Here is a 25,437-nt window from a genome sequence, read left to right on the forward strand (position 1 = left end):
CCCCTGTTCCACCCCTGTGAAAGTCAACGGTTACGATAACCGGGAGGATACGATGAAGACCACGATACTCGCCGCACTTCTTGCCGGGACCACCGCGCTTCCCGCGCTGGCCCAGGACGACCTGCCCATCGCCGCCCAGATGTACACGCTGCGCGATTACGGCACGCTGGAGGAACAGCTTCAGGCCGTCGCCGATGCCGGCATCACCCATATCGAGACGTTCGGGATGGAGGAGAACGACCTGGACGCATTCGCCGCCGCGCTCGACGAGCACGGGATCGAGGTGATTTCCGACCATGCCTCGATCGACCGTCTGCGCGACGATCTGGACATGGTGGTCGAGATGAACCGTGCGCTCGGCAACGACACGATCACCGTTCCCTATCTGGCCGAGGAGATGCGCCCGACCGATGCCGAGGGCTGGACGGAATTCGGCGAGGAGCTGGCGGGATATGCCAGCGAGCTTGCCGAACAGGACATGCGCCTCGCCTATCACAACCACGATTTCGAGCTGGTCGAGTATGACGGCACGACCGCGCTGGAGATCCTGTTCGAGGCGGCGGGGCCCGATGTGTTGTCGGAGCTCGATCTGGCCTGGGTGGCGCGCGGCGGTCACGACCCGGCGGAAATGCTGACGACGCTCGGCGACCGGGTCTTCGCGGTCCATGCCAAGGACAACGCGCCCGAGGGCGAGAACGAGGACCAGCGCGGCTTCGCGGCCGTGGGCGAGGGTGTGCTCGACTGGGATTCGATCCTCGAGGCCGCCAACGAGGTCGGCGTCGAATGGTACATCATCGAGCACGACCAGCCCGCGGATGCGGCGGGCCAGATCGCGACGGGTGCGGAGTACCTGCGCGAGGCCCTGCCGAAGGCGATGTCGGGCTCCTGACGGACCCTCTCGGCACCGGGCGCTGACCGCCCGGTGCCGTCATCAGACACCGCATGAGGGAGGAGAAACTCATGTCGCGAACCGAATTGAACCGCCGCGCGCTCATGCGAGCCGCAGCGGCAGGAGCGATGTTGCCCGCGTTCTACCCCGGCATGGCCCGGGCGCAGGAGGCACAGGAGGGATCGGCGGCCTACGGCCATTCCGTCGCGAGATGGACCTTCGGGTCGCTCGAACTGCCGGCGCTCTGCGATCTGGCGAAGCGCATCGGATTGCAGGCGATCGACCTCGTCGGCCCCGAGGACTGGGGCACGCTCAAGGCGGCGGGGCTCGACTCGTCGATGTGCAACGGGGCGGAGCCGAACCTGACCGACGGGTTCGCCGATCCGCAATTCCACGGCGATCTGGTCGAGAGCTACCGCAGGCATATCGACCTGGTGGCCGATGCCGGATACCGCAACCTGATCCTCTTCAGCGGCAATGCCCGCGACATAGATCCCGGACGCGGTCTCGCGAATGCGGAGGCCGGCCTGAAGGAGATCCTGGGACAGGCCGAGGATCGCGGCGTCGTCCTGACGATGGAGCTTTTGAACTCCAAGGTCGATCACCCCGATTACATGGCCGACAATTCGGCATGGGGGGTGGAGCTCTGCCGGCGGCTGGGGAGCGAGAACTTCAGGCTGCTCTACGACATCTACCACATGCAGATCATGGAAGGCGACGTGATCCGCACGATCCGCGACAGCCACGACTGCTTCGGACATTACCACACGGCCGGCGTCCCCGGCCGGCACGAGCTGGGCGAGGCGCAGGAGCTTCGCTATCCGGCCATCATGCGCGCGATCGCGGAAACCGGCTTCGACGGTTACGTCGCGCAGGAATTCATTCCCACAAGCGAAACTCCCGACGACGCGGCTGCGGCGCTCGAGGAAGCCGTGCGAATCTGCACGGTCTGAACAGCCAGAGGAGGAAGTCACATGGCAGACAACATGCATTACGACGCCATCGTCGTAGGATCGGGCATCAGCGGCGGATGGGCCGCGAAGGAGCTGACCGAACGCGGCCTCAAGGTCCTGATGCTCGAGCGGGGACGCAACATCGAACATGTCGCCGACTACGTGAACGCGTCGAAGGAATCGTGGGACTATCCGCATCGCGGAACGGCCACGGTCGAGATGGAGGAGAACTATCCCGTCCTGAGCCGCGACTATCCCCTGAACGAGCAGACCTACGGCATGTGGGCGAACGAGCAGGAGAACCCCTATGTCGAGGCCAAGCGGTTCGACTGGTTCCGCGGCTACCATGTGGGTGGACGCTCGCTCATGTGGGGGCGGCAGAGCTATCGGCTGTCGGATACCGACTTCTCGGCGAACGAACGCGAGGGGATCGCGACCGACTGGCCCATCCGTTATTCCGACATCGCTCCCTGGTACGACCACGTGGAGCGGTTCGCCGGGATCTCGGGCACGAGCGAAGGACTCGACATCCTGCCCGACGGCCAGTTCCTGCCGCCGATCCCGCTCAACATCGTGGAAAAGGACGTGGCGGCACGGCTGCGCAAGGCCTTCGGCGGCAAGCGCTACCTGATCAACGCGCGCGTGGCCAACATCACCGAGTCGCGGCCCGAACAGAACCGCGTGGCCTGCCAGTACCGCAACAAGTGCTGGCTGGGCTGTCCCTACGGCGCCTATTTCAGCACGCAGGCGGCGACGCTTCCTGCGGCGATGGCGACGGGCAACCTGACGATGCGGCCCTTCTCGATCGTGAAGGAGGTCCTCTACGACAAGGACGGCAAGCGCGCCCGCGGGGTCGAGATCATCGATGCCGAGACGAACGAGACCTACGAATACACGGCCAACGTCGTGTTCCTGAACGCGTCCTCGTTCAACTCCACATGGCTCTTGATGAATTCGGCCAACGATGTGTGGGAAGGAGGCCTTGGATCGTCGTCGGGCGAGCTCGGCCACAACGTCATGGACCACCATTTCCGCGTCGGCGCCGAGGGCCGCGTCGAGGGATACGACGACAAGTACTATTACGGCCGTCGTCCGGCGGGCTTCTATATCCCGCGCTTCCGCAACATCGACGGCGAGGAGCGTCCCTATACCCGCGGCTTCGGCTATCAGGGATCGGCGAGCCGGCAGGGCTGGCGGCGCGAGGTAGCCGAGCTCAACATCGGTGCCGACATGAAGGAGGCGCTGTCGAAGCCGGGTGACTGGACCATCGGCATGACCGCCTTCGGCGAGATGCTGCCCTACCACGACAACTTCATCGCGCTGGATCGGGGAACGACCGACAAATGGGGCCTTCCGGTCCTGTCGATCAGCGTGGACCTGCACGAGAACGAACGCCGCATGCGCGAGGACATGAAGCAGGATGCGGTCGATATCCTCGAAGCCTCGGGCGTGGTCGACGTGAAACCCACCGAGAGCGACTACGCCCCGGGGATGGGCATCCACGAGATGGGCACGGCGCGGATGGGTCGCGATCCGGAAACGTCGGTGCTGAACGGCAACAACCAGGTTTGGGACGCGCCCAACGTCTATGTCACGGACGGGGCCTGCATGACCTCGGCCAGCTGCGTGAACCCGTCGCTGACCTACATGGCGCTGACCGCGCGGGCGGCGGATCATGCCGTCAAAAGCCTCAAGAACGGAGATCTGTGATGAACCGACGCGAACTTCTGACCATGATCGCCGCGGTGACGGGCACGAGCATGATGGGCGCGCACCGCGCGTTCGCCTATCAGCCGACACCCGTGGGCGAGAACCTCTTCAGCGAGGCTGATGCCGAATTCCTCGACACGGTCGCCGAGACGATCATCCCGGCCACCGACACGCCCGGTGCGCGCGAGGCTGGCGTCGGCGCGTTCATGACGGTCTATGTGAGCGACTGCTATACCAGCCGGGAGCAGGCGAACTTCAGGGAGGGGATGGAGCAGATCCGCACGCGGGCCGAGACCGACTACGGCAAGCCGTTCGAGGAGATGTCGACGGAGGAGCGGCAGGAACTGCTCCAGACGGCGGCGGACGAGGCGCGCGCCTTCACCTCGAGGCGGATGGCCGAGCTCGAGGAACGGCGCGAGCAGTCGATCGACCAGCAGAGCGCGGCCGACACTGCGGCGGACGAACAGCCCGAGGAGGCGGCCGAGCCCGAGATGCACTGGTTCACACCGATCCAGCAGCTCACGCTTTTCGGTTTCTTCACCTCCGAGGTCGGCGGGACCGAGGTGCTGCGCTACGAACAGGTGCCGGGCGAGTATATCGGCGATCTCGACTATGACGGAGGGCCCGCCTGGGCCACGTGACGGCACCCCGGAAGGGGCCGCGCGCCCCTTCCGCAAACTTATCGGGAGGAACACCATGATCTTGAGAATGACGGCGATCGGCGCGTTGGCCCTGGCGGCCCCGCTTCACGCGCAGGAGATGACGGACGCGCAACGCTCGGAGGTGACGGAACTCTGGGAGCCGGTTCCGGAGGTGATCGAGGCACCGGCGGATGCGCCGCCGTCTGATGCCATCGTCCTTTTCGGCGGCGAGAGCCTCGACGCATGGGAGAGCGTGGATGGCGGTCCGGCGGAGTGGATCGTCGAGGACGGCGCGATGCGGGTGAACCGCGGCAGCGGCGGGATCCGCACGACGGAAAGCTTCTGCGACGTGCAGCTGCATGTGGAATGGCGTTCCCCGCCCAATGACGAGGGGCACGAAGGGCAGGATCGCGGCAATAGCGGCGTCTTCCTGCAGGAACGCTACGAGGTTCAGGTGCTCGACAGCTACGAGAACCCGACCTATGCGAACGGGCAGGCCGGGTCGATCTACAAGCAGCACATACCGCTGGTGAACGCCTCGCGTGCCCCCGGCGAGTGGCAGAGCTATGACATCATCTTTACCGCGCCGGAATTCGGATCCGACGATCGGGTCGCGGCTCCGGCACGGGTGACCGTGCTTCATAACGGTGTGGTGGTTCAGAACGACGCGGAAATCCAGGGCGGCACGGTCTGGATCGGCGCGCCCTCCTACGCGGAGGCGCATGATTGCGCGCCGATCTCGCTGCAGGACCACGATTCGGATGTCGCCTATCGCAACATCTGGGTGCGGGAGCTGAACTGAGCGGCATCGAGACGGCCGGTTCCGCGACGGGGGAGGGGGCGGGTTCGCCCCGCCCCCGCCGAGGGTCCGTCGTTGCATTCCGGACAGGATACGGCAAGGCGGGGCGTCCCGCCTTGCCGCCCATTCAGGCCTTGAGCTGTTCGAGACCCGATGCGTCGAGACGCTCGACCAGGGCGTCGAACATCGTGTCGACATCCGAGATGCTGTTGTAGAGCGGATGCGTGCTGACGCGGAAACCGACGACGGAATCGGGGATGTCGCGGGCGATGGACGGCTCCGAATGCCAGCTGATCGTCCGGATGTAGATCTTCGGATCGCTCATCGCGCTGAGTTCGTCGCGGATGCCGTTCATGGCGGTTTCCATCTCGGAGAATTGCGACGGATCGTCCTTGGCCGCGAGGGGGTTGAACGCGGTCAGGAATGTCGCGAATTCCGGCTCGGGGTTCTTCTGCACCCAGAGCGCGGCTTCGCCCCATTTGTCGGCCACCCGGTCCTTGAGGTGATTGCCGAGCATCACGCCCTTTTCGTAAATGCGCTCCAGACCGATGCGGTCGAAGAAATCCGCGCTGTCGACCATCGCGTAGAGCGCGGGTCGGTTGTATTCGCCGCGGGCCTGCATGAAGGACGGATTCCAGTCGCGGTTTCCGAGCTGGCTTTCGCGATATTGTCTGAGATTTCCCGAATAGAAGGGCGGCAGGTTCTCGCCGGAATTGCGCACGTAGAGAATGCCGGTTCCGGGCCCGCCGCAGAGCCATTTATGGCCTGCCCCCGCGATGAAATCGGCCCCGTAATCGTGACAGTTCACGGGCAGCATGCCCCAGCCATGGGCACTGTCGACGATGACATAGGCACCGTTCGCGCGGGCGAGTTCCGTCAGCGCCTTGACCGGCAGTCTCAGGCCGTTCTTGTAGGGGATCTCGCTGAAGGCGAGATACTGCTTGTTGCCCTCGCCCAAGGGGCGGCTGAGGGCGGGCTCGAAGAGGGCCAGGATGTCGTCCACCGTCATCGATGCGTCGACGGTCTTGGGAATGGTGACCACCTCGACCTCGACATCGTGGGTGTCGCGGGCCCAGCGGATCGGGTTCAGCATTCCGGAATGTTCAAGATTGGTGGTGACGATCCGGTCGCCGGGCTGCCACGGCGTTCCGCCGATGACGATGTTGCAGCCGTCGGACGTGTTGTAGGACAGCATGATCTCTTCGGGATCGGCGCCGTACATCTCGGCGATCCGTGCCTGGCGGGCATCGATGGGATCGTCGTCGCCGCCGCCCGCGAAGATGTCGGGATAATCAGCTTCGAGATTGTCGCGCCAGTTGAGCGGATCGCTCGACTTGTAGTGATTGTAGACGGCGAGATTGTTCTGCACGAAAGCCGGCATGGACCCGGTCGTCCCGGTGTTCATGTGGATGTAGTTGTCGAGGTTGAACGCGGCGCGCACCTCGTCCCAGAAGGCATCGCTGCCGGGCTCGGCACCGATCGTCGGCGGCGCGAGGAGTTCGGTGCCGGTCATCGGCGCGCGGCTTGCCGTTTGCGCGGCGGCGGGCCGGGCCGTGAGGGCGGCGGACCCGGCGGTAAGGGTCGCGGTCGCGAAAGTTCCGGTCGCGATGGCACCGCCGGCGGCGCCTTTGAGGAAATGTCGTCTGCTGGTTTCGGTCATTCGGGAGGTCCTGGAAAGAGAGATCGGCCGTCGGGCGGCCATTCGCGCAACGATCAGCGTGCGGCGATGACGGAGATTTCGACGAGGACGGGGGCGTCCTCGGTGCTTCCGGGCAGCGCACCGACCTCGACCGCGGCACGTGCGGGCGGCGTCCAGTCCTGATCGGTCCAGTAGGGGCCGTAGACGGTGTTGAAATCACCGTAATTCCCGAGATCCGTCAGGAAGACGGACGCCATCACGACATTCTCGAGGGTCATGCCGGCCTCTTCGAGAACGGCGCTGATATTGTCCATGACGATCCTGGTCTGATCCATGATGTCGTCGGTGCCGTCGCTCGCCTCGGCGGGGATCGCGCCGTCGACATAGGGGATTTGACCGGAGACGTAGAGCGTGTCGCCGACCATCATGCCCGGCGAATAGGGCGCGATCGGAACGATCCCGTCGGGATAGACGCCTTCGGCACCGACGCCGCCGTCCTGTGCGATCGCCGAGGTTGCAAGGAACAGGAAGCCGGCGGCTGCGGAAAGCGATCGGGATCTCATTTCAACGTCCTTCATTCTCTATCTGTGGAGTGTCCGGGCATCCCTCGCGGTTGAGCTGAGGAAGGCAATGCTCGCGGTGAAAGGGTTCCGCAGAGATGCGGCTGAAATCTGGCAGGGGCCTAAAATTGAACCCGCCTGCCGCGTGTCGGATGAATAAATGGGCCGAAAATCGACGCGCGGATCGCTGGAGAGCGGGTCAAGTGGGGCGGGGAGGCTGGCCGGTCACCCGGGCATTGTCACGACGCCCGGAAATGTCCATACAAGGTTGGGCGGAGTGGAGAATCCCAAATGATAACGGCCGAAAAGTCCTATGAAGATGTGTATGGACATAAGGTTGGTTTCGGCCTGCGGCCGGCAGTCATCCTGATCGATTTCGCGCATGCGTATTTCGATCCGGGCTGCCCTCTCTTCGCGGGAGTGGACGACGCCCTTGCCTCGGCCCTGAGAGTGAGGGAGGTCGCCCGGCAGGTCGGGGTTCCGATCGTGCTGACCGAGGTCTCCTATCCGGCGGGGGGCGTGGATGGGGGCCGCTTCTTCGAGAAGGCCAGACCGCTCGAGGCGTTCCTGCCCGGACGCGAGACGGCGCGCTTCGCGGACGGGCTTGTGCCGCAGCCGGGCGAGATCGTCGTGACCAAGCAATATCCGAGCGCGTTCTTCGGCACCTCGCTCGCCTCGACGCTGACCGCGCTGGGATGCGACAGCGTGCTGCTCACCGGTCTGACGACATCGGGTTGCGTCCGCGCCTCCTGCGTCGATGCGATGAGCCACGGATTCCGGACGCTGGTGGTGGAGGATGCCTGCGGCGACCGGCACGAGGACCCGCACCGGGCGAACCTGTTCGACATGAACGCGAAATATGCGGATGTCATTCGCGAGGAGGCGGCGACCGAATATCTCCGGTCGCTCGTCTCATAGGTCAGGCCATGCGGCAGGCCGTCTCGAACGGCAGGCGCGGCAGGCGGTCGTAGACCTGGGCCGGGTCGCCATAGCCGAGATTGCAGAGGAAGTTCGCCTTCCAGCCGGTGTCCGACAGGAACGCGTCCTCGACCTGTGCGGCATCGAAGCCCGACATCGGCCCGACATCCAGTCCGAGCGCGCGGGCGGCCAACATGAGGTAGCCGCCCATCAGCGTGCCGTTGCGGAACGCGGTCTCATAGGCGACCTGCTCGGAGCCGGTGAACCACGGGCGGGCATCGGTATGGGGAAAGAGTTCGGGCAGGTGATCGTAGAATTTCGGGTCGTAGGCCACGATCACGCAGACCGGCGCGGTCATGGTCTTGTCGAGATTGCCGCCCGATAGGGTAGGGCGCAGTTTTTCCTTACCCTCCTCGGAGCGGACGAACACGAACCGCCCCGGCGAGCAGTTCGCCGAAGTCGGTCCCATCTTCAGGATGTCCCAGAGATTGTGCAGAACATCGTCCGGGACAGGCCGGTCCTGCCAGCCGTTCTGGCTGCGGGCGTCGAGGAAGAGGCGGGAGAGTGTCTCTTCCGAGAGGTCTTGGTAGGTATCGGGCATTGTGGTTCCTTGCCGGTCGTTCAGCTGAGGGCCGTGGCGGCCACGGGGCGTATTGCGGCGATCCGCTCAAGCGTTTCGGCGAAGGCCGCCACGCGCCCTTCGGCCCCGTGCGGGCCGACGATCTGCACCGACAGGGGGCCTGCGGATGTCGCCGCGATCGGCAGCGACAGCGCGGGCAACCCCAGGATCGAGGCAGGACGCGTGAAGCATGTAAGCCCCGAAACCACGCGGTCCACGTCGGCCCCGCCACCGACATCGACGGCCGCGGCCGGGGGCGGCACGTCCACGAGGGTCGGCATCAGCATGAGGTCGGCCCGCGTGAAGTATTCGGCGGTACGCTCGCGGGCGAGGGCGCGGATCTGGCGTGCGCGGAGATATGCGGCCGCCGGTATCGCCGCCGCCTGGACCAGCCGTCCGCGCACCTGCGGCCCGTAGCTGTCGGGCGCGGCACGGAGCCTGTCGGCATGAACGGTGGCGGCCTCGGACATGGCGATGACGTTCGCCGGCTCGACGAGGCCGGCGAAGAGGTCGGCGGGCACCTCCGAGAGCGTGTGGCCGGCCGCCTCGGCGGCGCGGGCGAGATCGGTCAAGGCGGTCTGCATTCCGGGCGAGGCCCCGTCCATCATCAGCCCGACGCGGAGCGGGCGGCCATCCTCGGAAATGTCGCGTCCCATGACGAGCCCCAGCACGAGCCGGGCGCAGGCGACGGAGGCGGCGAGGGGGCCGATGCAATCCTGCGTCCATGACAGCGGCATCGCATCGCGGTTCGAGACAGATCCCTGACCGGGCTTGAATCCGACCACGCCGTTGCAGGCGGCCGGGATGCGGATCGACCCGCCCGTATCCGACCCGAGCGCCGCCGGAACGAGGCCGGAGGCCACGGCGACACCCGACCCGCTGGAAGACCCGCCGGGGATCGCGCCCTCGACGGTGGGATTGCGGGGCAGGGGGTGGTGGGCGTTGTGCCCGGTGGGGCCCATCGCGAACTCGCTCATCCGGAGGCGGGCTATCTGGGTCTGGCCCGCGGCATCGAGACGGCGCAGCACGTCGCATGTCCGGGTGGCGATCCGTTCGGCGGAGGGATGCGCGCCCATGCCGACGGCCTCTCCGCGGCGGTCGAACATGTCCTTGTGGGCGAGGGGAATGCCCGCGAGAGGTCCGGTGCCGGTCGATCGGTGATCCTCGACGACGGCCGCCACGGCGGAATGGCCGGTGGCGCGACGTCGCGCCTCGGCCGCGAGTTCGGCGGCCGAGACCTCGCCCCGATCGAGACGGGATCGTAGGACGGAGACGGTATCGAGGGGGGGAAGGGTCATGCGCTCGGGTCCTCGAAAGGGGGTGGGACGGCGAGGCCGTCCTCCGTTCGGATCAGCGGGTGGTTCCAGACCGCCTCGAGGCGTCGGAGCTGATCCTCGAAGATCGCCCGTTCCTCGGGCTTGGGCGGGCGGCCGAGCATCCAAGCCAGCGGGTCCATGCCGGTCATCCGAAGCTCTGGGGCGCGCGCCCGCGCACGAGTTGCGAGAGGGAGACCGCCACCACCAGCGCCCCGCCGTAGAAGAGGCTCTGAACGTAGGCATCCGCCCCGAGCATGGTGAGCCCGGTGATCCCGGTGATGAGGAAATAGACCGCGAGCAGCGTGCCCAGCGGGTTGAACCGCCCGGGATAGAGCGTGGTCGCACCGAGGAAGGCCGCCGCGAAGGCCGGCAGCAGAAGCGATGCCCCGGAATTCGGATCGGCCGAGCCGGTCATCCCGGCATAGAGCACGCCCGCGAGCGCCGAGAGCGTCCCCGAGACGACGAAGGCGGATGTCCGGACGCGGTCCACCCGGACGCCGTTCAACCGCGCCACGTCACGTCCGCGCCCGGCAAAGAGGAGCTTGCGGCCCGTCACCGTGAATTCGAGGACCCACCACATGACAAGCGCCAGCGCGAGGCCGTAATAGAACGCCATCGGGATGCCGAAGAGCCGGTCGATCACCACCCGTTCGACCAGCGCCATGGAGACGCCGGAAATGGTGCGGCTGTTCGAGATCGAGAGCGTCAGCCCGCCGAGGAAGGTGCCGACGCCGAGCGTCACGATGAGGGAATGGATCCGGAAGTAGAGAATGAAGAACGCGTTGATCGCCCCGACGATCGCGCCCACCGCGAGGGCTATCAGGATCGATCCGACGATCGGCAGGCCCAGCTGGACGTTGGTGACGGCGATCAGCATGGACGAAAAGACGAGGACGTTCGCCGCCGAGAGGTCGAAATCCCCGGCGGTCAGGGGGACCAGGATGGCGAGCGCCAGCACGACCAGAACGGCCTGCGACCCGAACATCGAGCTGAAGGTCCGCCAGTTGAGGAACGTGTCGGGGATGGCGAGGGCGAAGGCGGCGACGAGGAGCGCCCATGCGCCCAGAAGGGCGAAACGCTCGATCTCGGTCTTCCAGGCGATCGAGCGCCCGGGCGGGGGGATCTCGGTGGACGAGGCGGTCATGCGGGTACCTCCGTTCGCGCATCGGGTTCGGGGGGAGCGAGGCTGGCCCGCGCGATCGCCTCCTTGGTCAGGGCGGGGCCGTCGAGGATCGCGTCGGGCCGTCCGCGTCTGAATACGATCACGCGGTCGCAGATCTGGGCAAGCTGTTCGTGGTCGGTGGACGAGACGAGGATCGCCATTCCGTCGCCCGCGGCGGCATCGAGCGCGGCGAAGATCTGCTGCCGTGCCCCGTAATCGACGCCCTGCGTCGGCTCGTCGAGGCAGAGAAGCTGCGGGGCTTCGGCCAGCCATTTTCCCAGCAGGACCTTCTGCTGGTTGCCGCCCGACAGGTTGCCCAGATTGGCCGCCGGGTTCGCCGGCCGCACGTCGTGGGTTGCGATCAGGTCCTCGGTCGCGCCGCGCATGGCGCCGGGGCTCAGCCGTCCGAACCGGCGCAGTCGCGGCAATGCGAGAAACGTCGCGTTCTCAGTGACCGACAACGACCCGATACCGGCCTGCCCCATCCGGTCGCCGGGCAGGAGACCGATGCCGGCCGCTTGCGCCGAGGCGGGCTGCAACCGGGCGATATCGTGGGTGCGACCGTTCAGCGTCAGCCGTCCGCGGCCGGGCGTTGCGCCGAACAGCAGGTAGGGAATATCGGCGAAACCCGATCCGATCAGTCCGGTGACGCCGACGATCTCGCCCGGACGGATGGCGGCGTCGAAACGCGCGCAGCGGCCGCCCGTCAATCCGTCGATCCGCAGGACCTTTTGCCCGGAGGGCCTGCGGGGCGCGCGGGCATAGGCCGCGATCGAGCGGCCGACGATGGTGTCGAGAATCTTCTGGCGGGAGGTCTCGTCCGTGCGCATCACGGCGGTCAGTCGTCCATCCCGCATGATCGCCACGCGGTCGGTTATGTCGAGCACCTCGTCGATATCGTGCGTGACGATGATGACCGACGCGCCGGTCTTGCGGATCCGGCGCAGGAGACCGAACAGCCTTTCCACGTCATCGACGGAAAGGAACGGCGTCGGTTCGTCCAGGACCAGGATCCCCTCGCCGCCGCGGCCCGCATCGGACCGGCGAAGCTCGGCCACGGCCCGCACGATTGCGACGTAGGCCCGTTCGACGGGCGAGAGGCTGGCGACATCGGCCATCGGGTCGATCGACAGGCCGAATTCGTCCATCAGGCGGGCGATCCTCGCCCGCTCCGTCCGCCAGCGGATGCCGTAGGGGCGTCGGCTCTCGTCCGAGACGATCATGTTGTCGGCGACCGACAGTGACGGGATCAGCGCAAGGTGCTGGTGAACGAAGGCCACGCCCATCCTGCGGATGCGGGCGGGGTCCAGAGGCAGAGGGAGATCCTCGCCCCACAGGCGGACGAGCGATCCGGCATTCGGGGAATTGAACCCGGCGAGGACCTTGATGAGCGTGGATTTTCCGGACCCGTTCGCGCCCAGAAGGCCAAGGATCTCTCCCCTTCGCAAACCGAGCGAGACGTCCTTGAGCACGTCCACGGACCCGAAGGACATCCGGATGTTGCGCATTCGCAGGATATCCGCATCGTGAGGGGGAACGACGGGCGGGGCGAGATCGACCACCGTCATCCGTTCAGTCCAGCATCCACAGGCGGCGGAACCCGTCGATATGGGCGTCGCCGTAACCGCTGTCGAAATCGGCGGGAATGCCGGCCGTCTCGATGTTCGTCTCGTCGAAGACGAGAAGCGGAATGCCCAGCGTTTCGGGAACGTCCATGTCGCAGAGCAGCCGCATCTGGGCGTCGATGGCCGCATAGCCCGCCCAGCCGAGGCTTTCGCCGACATCCATCTCGACCGTCCCCTCGCGCACCATGTCGAGGACGAAGGGCGTGCCGTTGAAGCTTGCCACCGGCACGTCCGCTGCGGCGATCCGCAGAGCGGGCGTCACGAACTGGGTCATGCTGTCGTAGATCGGCAGGATGTAATTGATGCCGGGATTGGCCAGCAGGGCCGACTGGACGCCGGGCGTGATGCGGGTGGCCCATTCCGCCAGCGGAACATTGAGGTATTGCTGTCCGCAATCGGGGCAATATTCGGCGAGCTGGGTCTGGATGGCCTCGACGAACGGGATCGACGGCAACACGTCGTCCGATCCGATGATCAGGACGTCGGGCGCACCGTCGGTCTGTACATAGGCCCAGGCCGCGAGAAGCCTGCCGACATCCGAGAACGGGACCTTGGCGGAGGCATCGACGTAATCCTCCTGGGTTTGCGTGTCGTCGTAGAGATGCGTCGTGCTGACCTTGAGCCCGGCCGCGCGCGCCTCCATGAGCTGGGGTGCGATGACGGCGGGATTGAGGCCGCCTGCGACATCCACGAGGTCGTAGCCCTGGGAGACGGCCTGGTTCACGCCCTGGATCCACGCATCCGACCCGCCCTGGTTCTCCCATAGGGTGAATTCGAACCCGACCTCGTCGGCGGCGCGCGACATCGCATCCGAAAGGGCAACCATGAACGGGATCGTCATGGAGACCGGCACCGAGAAGATGCGCTTGTCCGCCATGCAGGCCCGGGCGTCGAAGGGCTCTCCCATCGCCTCGAATTGCGGGATCTGGCGGTGTCGTTCGACGAGCGCTTGCGCGTCGGACATCGCGTCGGCGGACGCGATGCCGGGCAAGAGGATCGTGGCGGCGGTCAGGAGACGAGGGAATGTCATGGCGAGGTTCCTTCCGAAAAGTCCCTGACCACGAGTTTGTATGGACATAGTATCCGAGATAAGATCCGTTTCGAATTACCGACGGGTGATGCCCCCAAACGACGATTATTTGCGCAGATCGGACGGCGAATGCTCAATCAATGCAATGATCGGACATTTCAGGTGCGTGTCGCCTGTTTCCAGCCGAGGATTCCGCCCAGCAGGCCCGCGCTCGCGAAGATCGCGAAACATGCGGGATAGCTTCCGACCGAGCTGAACGTCAGTGCGAAGATCGAGGGGCCGAGAATGGCGCCTATGAAGGTGTAGGCCAGGATCGCACCCGTCACCGCGCCGATCTCACCCTCGGGCGCGCTGCGGGCGATGGCCGACAGGAACACCCCGTTCCAGCCGGTCGCGCAGGCCCCGAGGGCGATCATCGTCGGGACCAGGACGACGACCGGGAGGATCGGCTGCCACCATAGCGCCAGCGACAGGGCCGCCCCGCCGAAGCCGAGTGCGGAGAGAACCCGGAATATCCCGACCTTGTCGGCGGCCAGACCCCACCCGACGCGTCCAATCGCGCCCGCGACCTGCAGGACCGCGCCCGCCAGACCGGCCTGCGGAACGCTCCACCCGATCTCGACCAGCGACACCACCGCGAATGCCGTGACGGTCAGCTGCATGGCCGAGTAGAGACAGCCGAGCGCGGCCAGGGTCCGCAAAGCCGGATCCACGAAGATCCGGCGCTGTTCGGTGAGCATGCGGGCGAGCACCCCCGATCCGCGGACGCGCTTGCGCCCGAGATCGGGGGTTCGGCCCATCGGCAGGAGAAGCAGGGCCAGGGGGAGAGCCATCAGGGACAGGAGGGCGGGGGCCCAGCCCCCGGTCATCTCGGCGACGATTGGAAGGCCCGCGCTGGCCAGCATCGCACCCAGCGGCACCCCGGCCTGCTTGAGCGAGAAGACGAGGCTGCGGTTGCGCGCGGTCACGACGCCCTGAAGGATCTCCGACGAGGCGGGATTGTTGATCCCGTATGCGAGGCCGAGGAGGACGGAGCCCACCACCATCGCCACCGGCACCGCGCTGACCAGAAGCGCAAGACCCGCAAGGATCAGGGCGAGCTCGGCCGAGATGATCCGCCCCGCGCTCCACCGCGCCGTAAGGCTTCCCGCCCCGAGGGAGGCGAAGAGCCCGGCGAAGTAGATGAAGCTGACCTGATATCCGATCCAGTGCGCCCCGACGCCGAGTGTCTGCGACGCGTCGGGTGCCAGCGCGGTCAGGCCGAGGATCGACGAGGTCGCGGCGATCTGCACCAGCAACATCCGGATAAGGACGTTCCACGTGCGCGGGCGGGCGACCCCGCCGGCTGGCATTGCCGCGTCTGGAAAATTATGTTCGGACAAGAGGGGGTCCTTCAGAGGTTTGCCCGTCGAACTAGACTTTATGTACGGACAACCTTCAAGGGAGGACGGTCGAGTGACCCGCCAGGCCGACAGATCGGTGCCGCTTTACCTGCAGATCGCGCACAAGCTCGAGCGGCGCATTCACGACGGAACCTATCCGGTCGGATCCCTGCTGCCCACGGAAAGCGATCTCTGCTCCGCGTTCGAGGTCTCGCGGCACACCATCCGGCAAGCGATCGAGCAGCTCAAGCGAACCGGCGTGCTGTCGGCGCGCAAGGGCGTCGGGACGCGTGTCGAGTCGCGTGGCGCGGATTGGCGCAACCGGTTCCGGAGCCATTACCGGCACGATCTTTTCGATTTCTCGCAGGAATCCGAGCTGCGCATCGACCGGTCGGGCGATGTCGTCCTGAGCGCGGCGCAGGCCCGGGAAATGGGCACGAGCAGCGGGAAGTCGTTCTTCTATGCCGCAGGGCCGAGATATTTCGCGGGGGAATCGGAGCCGTTCTGCTGGAACGAGGTGTTCCTCGACGAAAGCGTCGCCGAGATCCTCCGCGGGATTGACGTGTTGCGACAGGCGCTGTTCGAGATGGTCGAACGCTATACCGGCGAGCGGATCGCCTCGATCCAGCAGGACATCATGCCCGTCACGATTGACGAGGAGAAATGCCGCCTGCTGGGCGTCGAGCCGGGCGCGCTGGCCCTGCGAATGACGCGGAGATATCTGTCTTCGGGCGGGCGGCTTCTGGAATATGCGGTACAGACATTGCCGGCCGACCGATTCAGGTACCGCACCATCCTGTCGTCCGGACAACCGGATCGGAGCGATGCCGATGGGTCGTGACCTGCCGAAAGACACGGCAGAGAGGTGATCCGGCCGCTCAAAAGCAGGGCAAGCCTTCCGCATCGACGTATGTTCGGACAATAATCGGAAACACATCTTTTCAAGCGCCGACACGCCGGGGTCACATGTCCGTACAAACCATGCGACAGGGAGTACAGACATGGAAATGGGTGTGTTCATTCCGATCGGGAACAACGGCTGGCTGATCTCCGAGACCGCTCCGCAATACATGCCGAGCTTCGATCTGAACCGGAAGGTGGTTCAAAAGGCGGAGGGATACGGGCTCGAATTCGCGCTGTCGATGATCAAGCTGCGGGGCTTCGGCGGAAAGACCGAGTTCTGGGACCACAACCTCGAAAGCTTCACCTTGATGGCCGGTCTGGCCGCCGTCACGTCGCGCATCAAGCTTTTCGCCTCGACCGCGATCCTGACCCTGCCGCCGGCGCTGGTGGCGCGGATGGTGGCCACGATGGACAGCATCGCGCCCGGACGCTGCGGCGTCAACATCGTGACGGGGTGGGCCAAGAACGAATATACCCAGATGGATGTCTGGCCCGGTGACGAATATTTCGGCTACCGCTACCAGTACGCGAACGAATACGTGCAGGTGATGCGCGAATTGTGGGAAACCGGCAGCTCGGACTTCAAGGGCGAGCATTTCTCGATGGAGGATTGCAAGCTGAGCCCCCGGCCGACGGCTGCGAAGGTTGTGGCGGCCGGTCAATCGGCCAAGGGCCTGAAGTTCGCCGCCGAGCAGGCGGATTACAACTTCGTCATGGGCATCGGCATCAACACCCCGATGGCCGTGGCAGAGGGCGTCGGAAACCTGATGAGCGCCGCGCAGGAGGCCGGGCGGGACGTGGGGGCCTATGTCCTCTTCATGATCATCGCGGACGACACCGACGAGAAGGCGATGGCCCGATGGGAGGAATTGCGGTCCGGCGTCGATGCGGATGCATTGGCCTGGATGGCCGATCAGGGGTCGAAGGATACGACCGCCGACGACACCTCGACCGCGAGGCACATCAACCTTCCCGAGGGTGCGGTGAACTTCAACATGGGAACGCTGGTCGGATCGCACGAGAGCGTCGCGAGGATGCTCGAGGAGGTTGCGGGCATCGACGGTGTGAAGGGCATCATGATGACCTTCGACGATTTCCTGGTCGGACTCGATACGTTCGGACAAAAGATCCAGCCCCTGATGACCTGCCGCCAGGGCGCTCTGACCGCGGCGGCCTGACATGCCGGACGACGGACGCGACGGTGCCGCGACAGCACCGGCGCAGGGGATCGAGGCACTGCTCGCGGGGTACCGGAGCGGCGAGACCGACCCGGAACGGACGCTGGCGGCGATCCACGAGGCGGCCGGTATCGCGCCCGCGGGCGAAGCCGTGATCGATCTCCTGCCCTCCTCCGCTGCGGCCGCCGCCGACAGCGCCCGGCGTTGGCGGGAGGGGAGGGCGCGTCCCCTCGAAGGGGTGCCGTTCGGCGTCAAGGGCATCATCGACGTGGAGGGCGGGCTCGTGACCTGCGGCTCGTACCTGACGGGGGACCAGCCTGCGAAAGCCGATGCGCCGGTCGTCGCGAGATTGCGCGATGCCGGCGCGATCCCGGTCGCGATGCTTGCCACGACGGAATATGCAGCCGGATCGCCGTTCACGCCCCGGCACGGACCGGTTACGAACCCCTGGGACGCTGAGCGTTGGACCGGCGGATCCTCGACCGGGTCCGGGGCGGCCGTGGCCCGGCGGCTTCTTCCCCTCGCGCTCGGGACGGATACGGGCGGATCGATCCGCGTGCCGTCCTGCTGGTGCGGGATCACCGGCCTGAAGCCCACGCGGGGTCGCGTGCCGACGGATGGGGTGGCCGAGTTGAGTGCGACGCTCGATCATGTCGGCCCGATGGGGCTGTCCGCGCGCGATCTCGACCTCGCGATGGGGGCCCTTTGCGGGATGACGCCTGTACGGCCCCGATCGCTGCGGATCGGCGTTCTCGACGGCTGGTTCGAGGATATGGTGGACGACGCGGTGCTGGCCGCGCGGGATGCGGCGATCGCGACGTTCCGCGCGGCCGGCGCGGAGATCGAGAGGGTGTCGACCGGGGACCTTCTGGGCGAAATGGCCGACATCCACGATGCCGGTTGGACCATCCTGATGGCTGAACTGGCCGAGATCCAATCCGCGAACGCGCCGCACCGAGAGCGGCAGGACGAGGGCCTTCGCGCACGCATCGCGCGCGGGGAGGCGATTGTGACCGCCGACTACATCAAGGCGCTGAAGCTGCGGGCCACGGTGATCGAGCGGGCGGCCGCCCGGTGGGGGGTGAACCTGATGCTGACGCCGGGGCTCGGCGGGGAGGCGGGGTGCCTCGATACCCTCACGATCGATGTGAACGGCCGTCAGGAAGGCTTCGACATGATCTCGCGCAATACGATGATCTGGGACCTGACCGGGTTCCCGGCTCTGATGCTGCCGGCGGGTTTCGGACGGACGAACCTGCCCGTGGGGATCCAGATCGTCGGGCTGCCGGGTGAGGATGCGCTGTGTCTGGCGGCCGGTCGGATGTATCAGAACGCAACCAGGCATCATCTGTGTCGGCCATGAGGGATCCCGCGCGCCTGTCCGCCGGCGAGGTCGTCGCCGCGATCCGGAGCGGAGAGCTGACGGCGGTGGAAGTGACGCAGGCATGCCTGGCGCGCATCGCGGAACGGGACGGGGACGTCCGGGCGTGGCTGTCGCTCAACCCCGATGCCGAGGCGGAGGCCGCGAGGATCGGACCGGGTGATCCACGCCCCCTCGCGGGGCTTCCCGTTGGCATCAAGGACGTCTTCGATACGGTCGGCTTGCCGACGACGCATAACTCGCCGCTCTTTGCAGGGAACAGGCCGTCCTGCGATGCGGCGGCGGTCGCGCAGCTGAGGGCGGCTGGGGCTGTCGTCATCGGCAAGACGGATACGACGGAATTCGCGGCGGCCGGGCGGAACGCCGGAACATCGCATCCGATGGACCGGAGCCGGACACCGGGCGGGTCATCGGCGGGATCGGCGGCGGCGGTCGCGGATTGCCACGTGCCGCTGGCGCTTTCCACGCAGACCGGAGGATCCACGATCAGGCCCGCGAGCTTCTGCGGTATCGTCGGCATGAAGCCAAGCTACGGGCTTATCTCGACCGAGGGAATGAAGCGGTACGCGCCCAGTTTCGACACGGTGGGATTTCACGTACGCGATCCGCGCGACCTGGCGCTTTTGGCACGGGTCTTCGATCTGGGGGCCGCGTCGTCCCCTCCATCGCAGTTGAAGCTGGGGCTGTGCCTTACGCCTTACGCGGACAAGATCCTTGCCGAGATGGTTGCGGCGATGGAAACCATTGCCGAGCGGATCGCCGATATCGCGCGCTGCGTGACATTCGACTTGCCTGAGGGGGCGGAGGACCTGGATGAGCTGCATCGAACGGTGATGTTCGCCGAAGGCGCGGCGAGCTTTCTTCCGCTGGCGGGGCGGGCCGAGCTCCATTCCGACTTCCGAGAGCGTATCGCCTCGCGAACGTCCGAATCGGTTCGGGGGGTCTTCGGGGCCCGCGATCGTTTGACGGATCTGACGCGCAACTGCGAAACCATGATGGACGTCGAGGGCATCGATGCCATTCTCGCCCCCGCCGCACCGGGTCATGCGCCGGAGGGTCGGGGGCCGGGAGATCCGATCCTCAATTCTCTCTGGACGGCGATGCAGATGCCCTGCGTGGCGCTTCCGGTCGGCACGGCAGGCCTGCCGCTCGGGATACAGCTGATCGGTCGGCGCGGAACCGATGCGGATCTGATTGGCGCTGCGACGGCGATCGCACCGGCGCTGATCGGGGAACGTCACGCCGCCGCCTGACCCGTCCGATGCAAGCGCGCAGCCGATGTTTCGTTGATCACGGCGACGTCCGAAGTCTGGCCTTGAGGACTGGCAGATCGTTCTCGGCCACGTTGTCGGGATGCGTGAACCGTCCCGCGTCGGCGCAGGCGTATGCCGGTCACATCGGCCAGGTCTGCGCGAATGTCCTGCCGGAGGGCATCCAGAGAGGGCCGAGTTGATTGCGCGAGGAGTGGTGCGCGGAGGTGGACCGGGGGAACGGTCCTCGCTCGAAAAATTAACTCCGGTCGAGCCAGAATGTCATTTCGTCGCACCCTTCGTCGGGCCTGCGGAACGCGCAACTGCCCGCGAATTACGTATTGGACAGGAAAGATTATCCGCCCCGGCGAAGATAGACGCATTTTGAAAGATGAATTGAGGGTAAGATACGTCGTCTTACCAGTTCGCATGTAATACGATCATCCTCCGCCGGGGGCCTTGAACGAAGGAAACTCCGCAATGCTGAGAGATCAGAGTGCATTCGGTCCGATGGACTTCCTCACCGGCCGCGGCGAGATGGCCGGGCGGATCAGGGCTTTCGACTGGAGCAATCATCCCTTCGGCCCGCCCGAGACTTGGCCGCAATCGCTGCGCTCGGCGCTTTCGATCTGCCTCAACTCCGCCTTCCCGACGGCGATCTACTGGGGACCCGAGCTTCGGCTGCTCTATAACGACGCCTGGGCACCAGTGCCCGGGCCTCGGCATCCCGCCTCGCTCGGGGCCCGCGCGAAGGACGTCTGGAGCGACATCTGGCACATCATCCAGCCGCAGTTCGACAGGCTCATCCACGAGGGGGAGGGCCTCTTTCTGGAAGGCCAGATGCTTCCCATGCGACGGACCGGTTTCGAGGAGGAGACGTACTGGACTTACAGTTTGACGCCACTCCGGGCGGAGGACGGTGCGATCGCCGGCATCTTCAATTCCGGAAGCGAGATGACCGAGACCGTTCTGCAGAAACGAAACGCGGAATTCCTGATCACGCTGAACCGGGAGCTTAGGGTCTGCGAGACCGCCGATGACGCGCTTCATCTGGCGGTCACCCGGGTCGGCGAGCTTCTGGGGGCGGCCCGCGTGGGCATCCGGAAACACGCATCGCTGAACGGAAAGCCCGCCTTCGCGCTGACCTACGAATGGCGGGCCGATGGCGTCGCAGCGTCCGATCACCTGCTCGATCTGGCCTGTTCGATGCCCGAGAAGAGCGACGATCTGATGTCGGGACGTATCCTCAGCATGTCGCTGTCCGACCCCGGATTGCAGCCTGCCGGCCGGAGGTTCCTGGAAAAGGCGGGGGTGGCCAGCCTGCTGGCCATTCCATGGATCGAGGACCGCAAGGCCGTGTCGGTCATCTTCATCCACCATTGCGAAGAGCGGAGCTACAGCCCGCTCGACATCTCGGCCGCGGAGCGGGTGCTCGAGACCACGATGGGGTGGATCGAGCGTGAGCGCCACCGCGACCGGGAGCGGGTCATGGCGGCCGAGATCGACCACCGGGCGCGGAACCTGCTCGCCGTCATCCAGTCCATCACCCGCATCACAAAGGGGACCGACGCGGACGACGTGAAAGCGAAGCTCAGCGACCGCTTCGCCGCATTGTCGCGTGTGCATTCCCTGCTGGGGAGCAAGCGCTGGATCGACGTCGACTTCCGCGATCTGCTGGAGGACGAACTTGCCCCTTTGGGAACCGACATCTACGACCGCGTCAGCATCGAGGGCCCCCATGTGCCTCTTCCGGCGGCGGATGCGCAGCTGATCGCGATGATGCTGCACGAGCTGACGACGAATGCGCTTAAATACGGAAGCCTGCGGTGCGATAAAGGTCATCTGTCGGTGACATGGTCCATCGACGCGGAGCGCAACATGGCATTGCAGTGGATCGAGAGCGGCCTGCCGACGAATGTCGGATCCGGGGCCGACGATCACGAGGAGGGCTTCGGGTCGCTTCTCCTGTCCAACGTCGTCAGGAACCAGTTCAACGGAGAGGTCGAGAGAACGTGGCGGGAGGACGGTCTCGGCTACCGCTTCCAGCTTTCGCTGGATCGCGGGGCGTCCGGTCCGGTCCGGGATATGCCCGCCGACGCGCGGAAGACGGGCTCCGAACCTGCGGCCCCGTCCGTGATGGTTGTCGAGGACGACGGCATCATCGCCCTCGATCTGGCGGACATGCTGGAAAGCGAGGGCTACCACGTTCTGGGTCAGTTCGGCACAGTCGACACCGCGCTGGCAGCGCTCGGGAAATACGAGCCGGATATCGTGTTGCTCGATGCCGACCTGCGGGGTCGAAGCTCGGCCCCCGTGGCCGAAGTGCTGTCCGTCCGGTCCATTCCCTTCGTCGTGGTGAGCGGCCACGGCGATGCCTTCCCCGAGGACGATCCCCGATCCGGCGCACCGCGGCTCGAGAAACCCATATCACCTGCGGACCTGATTTCGACAGTACGCCGGGCGATCGGGTAAGCCCTCCCGATCAGGCGCGGTCCGGTTCGATCAGGGCGGGCGCTGACAATCGAAGGGACGAGCCCGTGCCGAACCCGGCGCGGACGGCCCACCGCTGACGATGGTGGCTGCTGATCCGCATTGTCGGAGATCCCCGCGCTTGCGGCAGGTCACCGAACCTTGCCGCGGAACAGGGAATACGAGCGGGCGCGTCGAGCAGTCGTGCTTCAGACGAACGAGATCCCGGCCAGCACGTCGTCGATGGAGTGCCACCCGACCAGTTCGATCGAGCCTCCCGATCCGCTCGAGAGGATGAGGTTGCCGGACTCGCCGAGAGCCGAGTAGGGGTTCCAGTCCTCGGGATCCGAACGCTCTCCCCATTGGTCGATCCCGAGTTCGAGCAGATCGCCGTCGACCGGATCGAAATCCGGGACGACGTCGTCTCCCGGTATTACGGACCCGGTGAAGACGAATGTATCGGCCCCCGCACCGCCATGGATCGTATCGTCGCCCGCACCGCCGGACAGTCGGTCCGATCCGCTTCCGCCGAACAGGAGGTCCGCGCCCCCGTCGCCCGAAAGCGTATCATCGCCTGCACCGCCGAACACCTCGTCCCGGCCCCAACCGGCCTGGACGAGATCGTCATCGGCGCCCGCGCCGATGCGGTCGTGGCCGGCTCCGCCCGAAATATGGTCGGACCCGCTCCCGCCCCAGATTTCGTCGTGACCGTCCGATCCGTCCAACCGGTCATCGCCAGTTCCGCCCCCGAGAATATCATGGCCAACTCCGCCTTCCAGACCGTCGTCCCCGGCGGCACCCCAGAGCGAATCCTGACCTTCTCCGCCGTAGAGCCCGTCGTCGCCGCGCCAACCGCCGATCAGATCGTCTCCCTCTCCGCCGTCGAGCACGTCGTTCCCGCCCGCGCCGAAAAGGGAATCGTGCCCGACCCCTCCGACGATCAGATCGTGGCCCCAGCCCCCGCCCAAGAGGTCGTTGCCGTCTTCGCCATGCAGGACGTCATGCAGATCGCCGCCGAAGATCCTGTCGCCGCCCACGCCCCCGAAGATCGTGTCCTGGCCCCATCCTCCCATCAGGAGGTCGTCGCCGCGATAGCCACCGACGAGATCGTCACCGGCCCCGGCCCGGATCGCGTCGCGAAGGGACGTTCCGGTGATCTGCGACGATTTACTGCCCCAATCCTGATCGACCCGCAGGGCGTTGTCGTCGAAGGACCATAGCAGAAGGTCGGGGCCACCGGGCGCTTGGCGATAGGGTTCGTTCCGACCGAAGACGTATTGCAGTGCATCGACGTCGAGCGGTCCCAGCGCCGGGCCGTCGTAATAGCTGTCATCGTAGGACATGACCGTGTTCGCCCGGATATCGAGATCGGGTCTCAGCTGCACCCATTCGTCGAAGGGATGCTGAAGCCCGACGGCATGGCCGATCTCGTGAAGGAACAGATCGAATGAGCTCACATTGCGGTCGATCATGATGTCGCCGCCGTAACCGGCATCCCAGGCGTAGTCGCGTTCGAGGGCTCGTGCCGGATAGTAGGCGGTCCCGGCATAATCCGCGAGATCGGGCACCGTCGAAAAGTCGTAGCTTCCGAACTGGATGTCGCCCTGACCGGCTCCCACCTCGACGAAGGTCACGCCGCTGACCGCGGCAATCGTGTCGAAGGCGTCCCAGGCCGAAATCTTCTGCATGACCGAGAGCGGCGAGAAGGAATCGACGAAGTTTCGATCCGCGATCTCGAAGAGATAACTCTCCGGTTTCGTCTCGAAGGAATAGGTGACGACCGTCGGGACGCCGGGCGTCGAGGTCCAGTAATCGCCGGACAGGAGGGCCGTATAATCAGCGACGAATGGCATGAGAAAGCTCCGCAGGCGGTCCAATGAATATCTCAGAACGTCCACCGTCCTTATCATTCATCCTGCTGGCTCACCAAGGATACTCTCAGCGGTTGTCCGTCGCCTTGTTCGGTCGCCCGTCTGAACGATGAGCCATGCGGTCGAAGGAACGGGGCAGGGTGCGTCACGACGATCCAGATGACGGGCCGAGAGCGACCGGTTGCTGCAAACTGCAGTGTGGGGTTGTCGAGCGGAGTCGGCGGTCCTTGGCGCATTCCAGCTCGACGCACCGGGTGCGGGCCGGGGTCATGTCTTTGACCGCCAGGCAGAGCCCGATCGCGTCGCCGCGGGGACGGTCCCGTGCTGATGTCATACGGTGCGATCGAGGCGATGGCCTCATCCCGCCGGACCGCTGCAAGAGGTGCCTGCCGAGCGCGCAACCGCAGACAGAACGAATGACGAGGTGTCGGAGGCCGGGACGGGGCCTGTCGCTCGCTGATCTGCCGATCTTCGACTGCGGAAACCTGCCGAACCATCTGCCGCGACGAGGCCGTTCGGCTTGCGCCGCCTTTCCCTATCGTGTTCATGTTATGTCCCCGCGCGGACCCTTCCCGTCCGCCAGTCGACGGACCGCCAGGAATGATCCGACTCCTCTTTTTCGTCGTGAAAGGTCTCTGGTGGATCGTGAGCGGCGTGCTGCGGATCATCGTTCGCGCGTTTGCGGGACGCGGACGGTCGCGGCGGGGGCGTGCGGCACCGGGACGCGTCGTCGTGGGGCGGGCCCGCGTGATCGACGGTGACACGCTCGATATTTCGGGGGTGCGCATCCGCCTGGCGGGGATCGATGCGCCGGAGATCTCGCACCGTCAGGGGCGGCGGGCCAAGCGCGTGCTGGCCCGCCTTTGCCGGAGAAAGACGATCACCGCGCGCTTCCTGCCGGGAAAGACCTATGGTCGGCGCGTGGCGACCTGTTACCTGCCCGATGGCCGTGACCTGAGCGCGGTGATGGTCCGACGGGGCATGGCGCTTGATTGGGAGAGCTATTCGGGAGGCACCTACCGGTCGTTCGAGCCCTGGTTCGCCCGCGTTTTCCTGTGGCGCGTCGCGCTCAAGCAGGGACGGCGCACGCGCGGCAAGTGATCCGCGCGCCCGCCATCCGGTCCGGCCGCCGCATCCGGCGA

Annotated in this window: 22 protein-coding genes; 12 read left to right on the top strand and 10 right to left on the bottom strand. The window is 65.9% G+C overall.

Going from position 1 to position 25,437, the window contains the following annotated elements:
* Positions 1 to 52: 52 nt before the first annotated feature.
* From RVY76_RS16820 to RVY76_RS16840, 5 genes are all read left to right on the top strand, one after another.
* Positions 53 to 889, top strand: a complete 837-nt coding sequence (locus tag RVY76_RS16820) for a sugar phosphate isomerase/epimerase (protein ID WP_317377515.1) — start codon at positions 53 to 55, stop codon at positions 887 to 889.
* Positions 890 to 960: 71 nt separating this feature from the next.
* A complete protein-coding gene (locus RVY76_RS16825; RefSeq protein WP_317377517.1) occupies positions 961 to 1,842 on the top strand; it encodes a hydroxypyruvate isomerase family protein in 882 nt (293 codons plus the stop codon).
* Between the two features lie 21 nt (positions 1,843 to 1,863).
* On the top strand, positions 1,864 to 3,552 hold the full coding sequence (locus tag RVY76_RS16830) for a GMC family oxidoreductase (protein WP_317377519.1): 1,689 nt from the start codon (positions 1,864 to 1,866) through the stop codon (positions 3,550 to 3,552).
* A complete protein-coding gene (locus tag RVY76_RS16835; RefSeq protein ID WP_317377196.1) occupies positions 3,552 to 4,193 on the top strand; it encodes a gluconate 2-dehydrogenase subunit 3 family protein in 642 nt (213 codons plus the stop codon). The genes RVY76_RS16830 and RVY76_RS16835 overlap by 1 nt, the downstream gene beginning before the upstream one ends.
* 55 nt (positions 4,194 to 4,248) lie before the next feature.
* The gene (locus RVY76_RS16840; protein ID WP_317377198.1) at positions 4,249 to 4,995 is read left to right on the top strand and encodes a DUF1080 domain-containing protein; all 747 of its coding nucleotides are present in this window, start codon (positions 4,249 to 4,251) and stop codon (positions 4,993 to 4,995) included.
* A gap of 124 nt (positions 4,996 to 5,119) precedes the next feature.
* Here RVY76_RS16840 and RVY76_RS16845 read toward each other — a convergent pair whose 3' ends face one another.
* Together RVY76_RS16845 and RVY76_RS16850 are read right to left on the bottom strand one after the other, a co-directional pair.
* Positions 5,120 to 6,652: an aminotransferase class V-fold PLP-dependent enzyme gene (locus RVY76_RS16845; RefSeq protein ID WP_317377200.1), complete on the bottom strand. Its 1,533-nt coding sequence runs from the start codon at positions 6,650 to 6,652 to the stop codon at positions 5,120 to 5,122.
* A 53-nt stretch (positions 6,653 to 6,705) separates the two neighbouring features.
* Entirely contained in the window at positions 6,706 to 7,194 is a 489-nt protein-coding gene (locus RVY76_RS16850) for a RidA family protein (RefSeq protein ID WP_317377202.1), read from the bottom strand.
* 288 nt (positions 7,195 to 7,482) lie between these two features.
* On the opposite strand from RVY76_RS16850, the gene RVY76_RS16855 reads away from it, so the two are divergent.
* On the top strand, positions 7,483 to 8,109 hold the full coding sequence (locus tag RVY76_RS16855; RefSeq protein WP_317377204.1) for an isochorismatase family protein: 627 nt from the start codon (positions 7,483 to 7,485) through the stop codon (positions 8,107 to 8,109).
* Between the two features lies 1 nt (position 8,110).
* On the opposite strand, the gene RVY76_RS16860 is transcribed toward RVY76_RS16855, so the two are convergent.
* From RVY76_RS16860 to RVY76_RS16890, 7 genes are all read right to left on the bottom strand, one after another.
* Positions 8,111 to 8,710 (bottom strand): malonic semialdehyde reductase, encoded by a 600-nt coding sequence (locus tag RVY76_RS16860; protein ID WP_317377206.1) that lies wholly within the window; start codon positions 8,708 to 8,710, stop codon positions 8,111 to 8,113.
* Positions 8,711 to 8,730: 20 nt separating this feature from the next.
* The gene (locus RVY76_RS16865) at positions 8,731 to 10,026 is read right to left on the bottom strand and encodes an amidase (protein ID WP_317377208.1); all 1,296 of its coding nucleotides are present in this window, start codon (positions 10,024 to 10,026) and stop codon (positions 8,731 to 8,733) included.
* Positions 10,023 to 10,184: a hypothetical protein gene (locus RVY76_RS16870; RefSeq protein WP_317377210.1), complete on the bottom strand. Its 162-nt coding sequence runs from the start codon at positions 10,182 to 10,184 to the stop codon at positions 10,023 to 10,025. The genes RVY76_RS16865 and RVY76_RS16870 overlap by 4 nt, the downstream gene beginning before the upstream one ends.
* Positions 10,185 to 10,189: 5 nt before the next feature.
* Positions 10,190 to 11,188: an ABC transporter permease gene (locus tag RVY76_RS16875; RefSeq protein ID WP_317377212.1), complete on the bottom strand. Its 999-nt coding sequence runs from the start codon at positions 11,186 to 11,188 to the stop codon at positions 10,190 to 10,192.
* Positions 11,185 to 12,768: a sugar ABC transporter ATP-binding protein gene (locus RVY76_RS16880; protein WP_317377214.1), complete on the bottom strand. Its 1,584-nt coding sequence runs from the start codon at positions 12,766 to 12,768 to the stop codon at positions 11,185 to 11,187. The genes RVY76_RS16875 and RVY76_RS16880 overlap by 4 nt, the downstream gene beginning before the upstream one ends.
* Before the next feature lie 10 nt (positions 12,769 to 12,778).
* Positions 12,779 to 13,861: a sugar ABC transporter substrate-binding protein gene (locus RVY76_RS16885; protein WP_317377216.1), complete on the bottom strand. Its 1,083-nt coding sequence runs from the start codon at positions 13,859 to 13,861 to the stop codon at positions 12,779 to 12,781.
* Between the two features lie 158 nt (positions 13,862 to 14,019).
* Entirely contained in the window at positions 14,020 to 15,243 is a 1,224-nt protein-coding gene (locus RVY76_RS16890) for an MFS transporter (RefSeq protein WP_317377218.1), read from the bottom strand.
* A gap of 73 nt (positions 15,244 to 15,316) precedes the next feature.
* On the opposite strand from RVY76_RS16890, the gene RVY76_RS16895 reads away from it, so the two are divergent.
* The 5 genes from RVY76_RS16895 (at position 15,317) to RVY76_RS16915 (ending at position 22,427) form a co-directional block, all read left to right on the top strand.
* On the top strand, positions 15,317 to 16,084 hold the full coding sequence (locus tag RVY76_RS16895; RefSeq protein ID WP_317377220.1) for a GntR family transcriptional regulator: 768 nt from the start codon (positions 15,317 to 15,319) through the stop codon (positions 16,082 to 16,084).
* 160 nt (positions 16,085 to 16,244) lie between these two features.
* A complete protein-coding gene (rutA, locus tag RVY76_RS16900) occupies positions 16,245 to 17,324 on the top strand; it encodes a pyrimidine utilization protein A (protein WP_317377222.1) in 1,080 nt (359 codons plus the stop codon).
* Between the two features lies 1 nt (position 17,325).
* Positions 17,326 to 18,687, top strand: a complete 1,362-nt coding sequence (locus tag RVY76_RS16905; RefSeq protein ID WP_317377224.1) for an amidase — start codon at positions 17,326 to 17,328, stop codon at positions 18,685 to 18,687.
* Complete coding sequence (locus RVY76_RS16910) at positions 18,684 to 19,958, top strand: amidase (RefSeq protein WP_317377226.1); 1,275 nt, start codon at positions 18,684 to 18,686, stop codon at positions 19,956 to 19,958. Before RVY76_RS16905 ends, RVY76_RS16910 begins: the two co-directional genes overlap by 4 nt.
* 477 nt (positions 19,959 to 20,435) lie before the next feature.
* A complete protein-coding gene (locus RVY76_RS16915) occupies positions 20,436 to 22,427 on the top strand; it encodes an HWE histidine kinase domain-containing protein (RefSeq protein ID WP_317377228.1) in 1,992 nt (663 codons plus the stop codon).
* 206 nt (positions 22,428 to 22,633) lie between these two features.
* Here RVY76_RS16915 and RVY76_RS16920 read toward each other — a convergent pair whose 3' ends face one another.
* On the bottom strand, positions 22,634 to 24,277 hold the full coding sequence (locus RVY76_RS16920; protein ID WP_317377230.1) for a matrixin family metalloprotease: 1,644 nt from the start codon (positions 24,275 to 24,277) through the stop codon (positions 22,634 to 22,636).
* Positions 24,278 to 24,895: 618 nt separating this feature from the next.
* On the opposite strand from RVY76_RS16920, the gene RVY76_RS16925 reads away from it, so the two are divergent.
* Positions 24,896 to 25,396 carry a thermonuclease family protein gene (locus RVY76_RS16925; protein WP_317377232.1) on the top strand — a complete coding sequence of 167 codons (501 nt, stop codon included), beginning with the start codon at positions 24,896 to 24,898 and terminating at the stop codon, positions 25,394 to 25,396.
* Positions 25,397 to 25,437: the final 41 nt, after the last annotated feature.

Origin of the sequence: Palleronia sp. LCG004 (genome assembly GCF_032931615.1) — a bacterium.
GTDB lineage: Bacteria > Pseudomonadota > Alphaproteobacteria > Rhodobacterales > Rhodobacteraceae > Palleronia.

Bases quoted from the DNA above. Each gene is read 5' to 3' on its own strand.
- RVY76_RS16820 (WP_317377515.1), top strand. From the start codon at position 53: ATGAAGACCACGATACTCGCCGCACTTCTTGCCGGGACCACCGCGCTT.
- RVY76_RS16825 (WP_317377517.1), top strand. From the start codon at position 961: ATGTCGCGAACCGAATTGAACCGCCGCGCGCTCATGCGAGCCGCAGCG.
- RVY76_RS16830 (WP_317377519.1), top strand. From the start codon at position 1,864: ATGGCAGACAACATGCATTACGACGCCATCGTCGTAGGATCGGGCATC.
- RVY76_RS16835 (WP_317377196.1), top strand. From the start codon at position 3,552: ATGAACCGACGCGAACTTCTGACCATGATCGCCGCGGTGACGGGCACG.
- RVY76_RS16840 (WP_317377198.1), top strand. From the start codon at position 4,249: ATGATCTTGAGAATGACGGCGATCGGCGCGTTGGCCCTGGCGGCCCCG.
- RVY76_RS16845 (WP_317377200.1), bottom strand. From the start codon at position 6,652: ATGACCGAAACCAGCAGACGACATTTCCTCAAAGGCGCCGCCGGCGGT.
- RVY76_RS16850 (WP_317377202.1), bottom strand. From the start codon at position 7,194: ATGAGATCCCGATCGCTTTCCGCAGCCGCCGGCTTCCTGTTCCTTGCA.
- RVY76_RS16855 (WP_317377204.1), top strand. From the start codon at position 7,483: ATGATAACGGCCGAAAAGTCCTATGAAGATGTGTATGGACATAAGGTT.
- RVY76_RS16860 (WP_317377206.1), bottom strand. From the start codon at position 8,710: ATGCCCGATACCTACCAAGACCTCTCGGAAGAGACACTCTCCCGCCTC.
- RVY76_RS16865 (WP_317377208.1), bottom strand. From the start codon at position 10,026: ATGACCCTTCCCCCCCTCGATACCGTCTCCGTCCTACGATCCCGTCTC.
- RVY76_RS16870 (WP_317377210.1), bottom strand. From the start codon at position 10,184: ATGGACCCGCTGGCTTGGATGCTCGGCCGCCCGCCCAAGCCCGAGGAA.
- RVY76_RS16875 (WP_317377212.1), bottom strand. From the start codon at position 11,188: ATGACCGCCTCGTCCACCGAGATCCCCCCGCCCGGGCGCTCGATCGCC.
- RVY76_RS16885 (WP_317377216.1), bottom strand. From the start codon at position 13,861: ATGACATTCCCTCGTCTCCTGACCGCCGCCACGATCCTCTTGCCCGGC.
- rutA (WP_317377222.1), top strand. From the start codon at position 16,245: ATGGAAATGGGTGTGTTCATTCCGATCGGGAACAACGGCTGGCTGATC.
- RVY76_RS16905 (WP_317377224.1), top strand. From the start codon at position 17,326: ATGCCGGACGACGGACGCGACGGTGCCGCGACAGCACCGGCGCAGGGG.
- RVY76_RS16910 (WP_317377226.1), top strand. From the start codon at position 18,684: ATGAGGGATCCCGCGCGCCTGTCCGCCGGCGAGGTCGTCGCCGCGATC.
- RVY76_RS16915 (WP_317377228.1), top strand. From the start codon at position 20,436: ATGCTGAGAGATCAGAGTGCATTCGGTCCGATGGACTTCCTCACCGGC.
- RVY76_RS16920 (WP_317377230.1), bottom strand. From the start codon at position 24,277: ATGCCATTCGTCGCTGATTATACGGCCCTCCTGTCCGGCGATTACTGG.
- RVY76_RS16925 (WP_317377232.1), top strand. From the start codon at position 24,896: ATGATCCGACTCCTCTTTTTCGTCGTGAAAGGTCTCTGGTGGATCGTG.